This is a genomic window from Desulfonatronospira sp. (assembly GCA_003563255.1).
Taxonomy (GTDB): domain Bacteria; phylum Desulfobacterota; class Desulfovibrionia; order Desulfovibrionales; family Desulfonatronovibrionaceae; genus Desulfonatronospira.
Genome location: PWSL01000030.1, coordinates 1 through 2,915, shown reverse-complemented (window position 1 = coordinate 2,915; position 2,915 = coordinate 1). Strand labels below are relative to the sequence as shown.

Annotated in this window: 2 protein-coding genes; both read left to right on the top strand. The window is 43.4% G+C overall.

The window, feature by feature from the left end:
- The first annotated feature begins 1,394 nt into the window (after positions 1-1,394).
- Entirely contained in the window at positions 1,395-1,793 is a 399-nt protein-coding gene (locus tag QZP87_RS00910; protein ID WP_291321045.1) for a hypothetical protein, read from the top strand.
- Between the two features lie 515 nt (positions 1,794-2,308).
- Complete coding sequence (locus QZP87_RS00905) at positions 2,309-2,572, top strand: hypothetical protein (protein WP_291321044.1); 264 nt, start codon at positions 2,309-2,311, stop codon at positions 2,570-2,572.
- Positions 2,573-2,915 lie beyond the last annotated feature (343 nt).

Here is a 2,915-nt window from a genome sequence, read left to right as displayed (position 1 = left end):
CTCCGGGGACTGGCTCTTTTGCCGCCTGATTTTTTGTTCAATTGCAAGTTTTCAAACGGCAAAAGTGCCTGTCCCCAATTGAGACAGGTTATAAATTTTAGAAGTTTCGCTGTAGTGATAATGAAGGCATAGAAATTCAGTAACCATTCAGGGGGTCCTAGATGGTGATTACTGGCACCGGCCTGGCGTGAATTGGGACTGTACCTCGGTGATCACGCCCTTGGGGTGACTAACACGGGCTTTGCCCGCAACCCATTTTTTCTCACGCAAAGGCGCGAAGATCGCCAGGGAAGACAGGATAATTTTTTTTCATTTGTCACTCGTTTCTCGTGACAAATGAAAAGGCAGCCTTGTCCAAAACCGTGACACGGTTTTAGTGTCGCGGGGACTGTCCCCAGGCCGATTGCGGCCTCCCATGAATGGTTACCCTGGAGAATTACCACATTGAAAAAAATCTGAAAAAATCGGCACGCGATCAGCAGGCTACCAATTGACAAGCAGGCAATAAATTGAAAAAATAACATCAAATAGATGGGCAATCCTGCTCCAGAGTTTCCAGATTTTGAGGGTAACCATTCAGGAGGCCCTCGGTGTTGATTGCCGGCACATGGTCTGGGGGCTGTCCCACGCAAGAGTACTAACGCTGGCCTGTGCCCGCAACCCAATAAAGAAAAGAGCTTATTTGACAGGATTAACAGGATTAAGAGATTGATGAAGAGAAAATCATTTTTGTCCTGGCCGGTTAACCCTTGCAGGACGCGTTGAGCACGGGGACTGGCTCTCCCGGCACTTATTTTTCTAATTTGTTTCTTGTTCAAAAAAATAAGTGCCGGAGTGCCTGTCCCCACTAACATGCATTTTCTTTCTTGTTCCCAGGCTCCAGCCTGGGGACATTTTCTTGTTCCCAGGCTCCAGCCTGGGGACACCACTTTTTTGTGGCTCCAGCCACATTTTTTGAGAAGCGGCTGTTGCCGCAAGAACTAAGCGTTCCCAGGCTCCAGCCTGGGAACGAGAGGTAACCAGGAAAGAAGAACCAGGAACCGTTTTTAACGACCAACATGTTGGTTTGAAATTTTCACTAAACGCCTAACTGTGCAGGTTCCCATAACCTCGGGTTTGACATTTTTTATTTATGCAGGATAGGTGTCGCGGGGACTGCCCCCTGGTCACGCCAGAGGCGTGATTCCGTCACCCCCTGAATGCTTACGCATGTGGCATGGGGACTGGCTCTCCCCGCACTTATTTTTAAAATGCCGTCAAACATCCTTCAGAAAAATAAGTGCGGGGTTGCCTGCCCCCTGCTTTCCTTAAAAGCGCTAAACAGATACCATTTTCCGACTTTTTGCAGATGCATCTTAACTGTTTCGACAAAACATATAAAAAAGGGGAACAGCATGGAAGAGAAATCTCACAGTGCACATTTTGACATTAAGCAAGTATATTTTATCGATTCTCATTCTATATTGAAAAAAATACTATTAAATGGAGATTCAATCAATAACTCAAAAGAAACATGCAAAACATACAGTTCAAAGTATAAAGATAAAAAACTTATTCATTGGCATGATTTCTATAAAATATTATTATCATGGAATAATAATAATATCAGTCAAAATGAGTTGAAAAATTTCTTTAATTATTGTCAAGATCTTCAAAAACATGAAAACAAATTATTATATGTAGATCTTGATGATAAGTACTTTGTATATCGCTACCTCCCTTTGGTAAAAATCAATAATATCCTTAAAATATTTGCTGATATTAAAAACAAGTCAAGGAAATTGTTTTTGTAACAGTTTAGCCCTTTTTTTAGGGAAGCAGGGGACAGGCACCCCAGCCCTTGTTTCTCGCTGATGTACAAAAACAGACTTCATCAAACAAGGGCTGGGAGAGCCAGTCCCCGTGCAATATGCAAATGGCTAAACTGTTACTTGTTTTTAGAATACATTTTTAAACGAAGCTGATAGCTGTTTAGCTTTCCTTAAAAAAGGGCTAAACTGTTACAGTATTTTTGAGCACAAAATGATGCTCAAGTGGGTCCCGGATTTGCCTGTCCGCTGCTTTCCTTAAAATCGATAAACAGATACCTGAATGGTGACATGGTTTACGATTGCGGCATCCCCTGAATGGTTACATAACATCAACTGACACTACAGTGAAACTTATAACATTTTATAACCTGTCTCAATTGGGGACAGGCACTTTTGCTGGTTGACAACCTGCCATGCTCCAAAATCTCGGCGGCAAAAGAGCCGGTCCCCGGAGGTCAATCTATAAGTTTCGCTGTTGTGCTAAAGGATAATTAAAAATGACAAATGATTTAATGAGTACTTTGATCACTGGCATTATTCTTAGTGGGGCAATGGTTTTTTTGATTATTTGCCTTTACAGGCTATATGAAGATGTCCTGAATATGAAGCAATATGATTTAGACATCAGAAAGCTGGAGGATAGAAGAAGGACCGCTGAAGGAGAACACGAGGACTACAGGAAGGGGCCTATAGAACTGAAGTTTTCCGAAAGCTTGGCTCTGGAAATCAACAGAATCCTGAGAAAATATTTTAAAATTTGATGGGGTAAAGTCCCCACATAGTTCACTTGTTATGACAGGTTTTCAGGATTAAGTCACTGACGCAGGGTAACCATTCAGGGGGTTCTCGGTGATGACTAATGGCACAAAGGGCTGGGGACTGTCCCCGCTAAGTAATATCGTAACCCTTCAGGGGGCAGATATGCCAATTTGCCTGTCTGCCAGGCAGGCAATGCCTTGCTGGGGAACTTTATTCTTCAAAATCGTGTGTGCGAAGCACCAGTGTGAAGCCTTTAGGCTTCCCGTGCCAGAGAAGATCTTTTTGGCACGGGCAACTTCGTTGCACACAGGCGGCTCTGCCGCTCACGGTTGAAGAGTGGTGCCT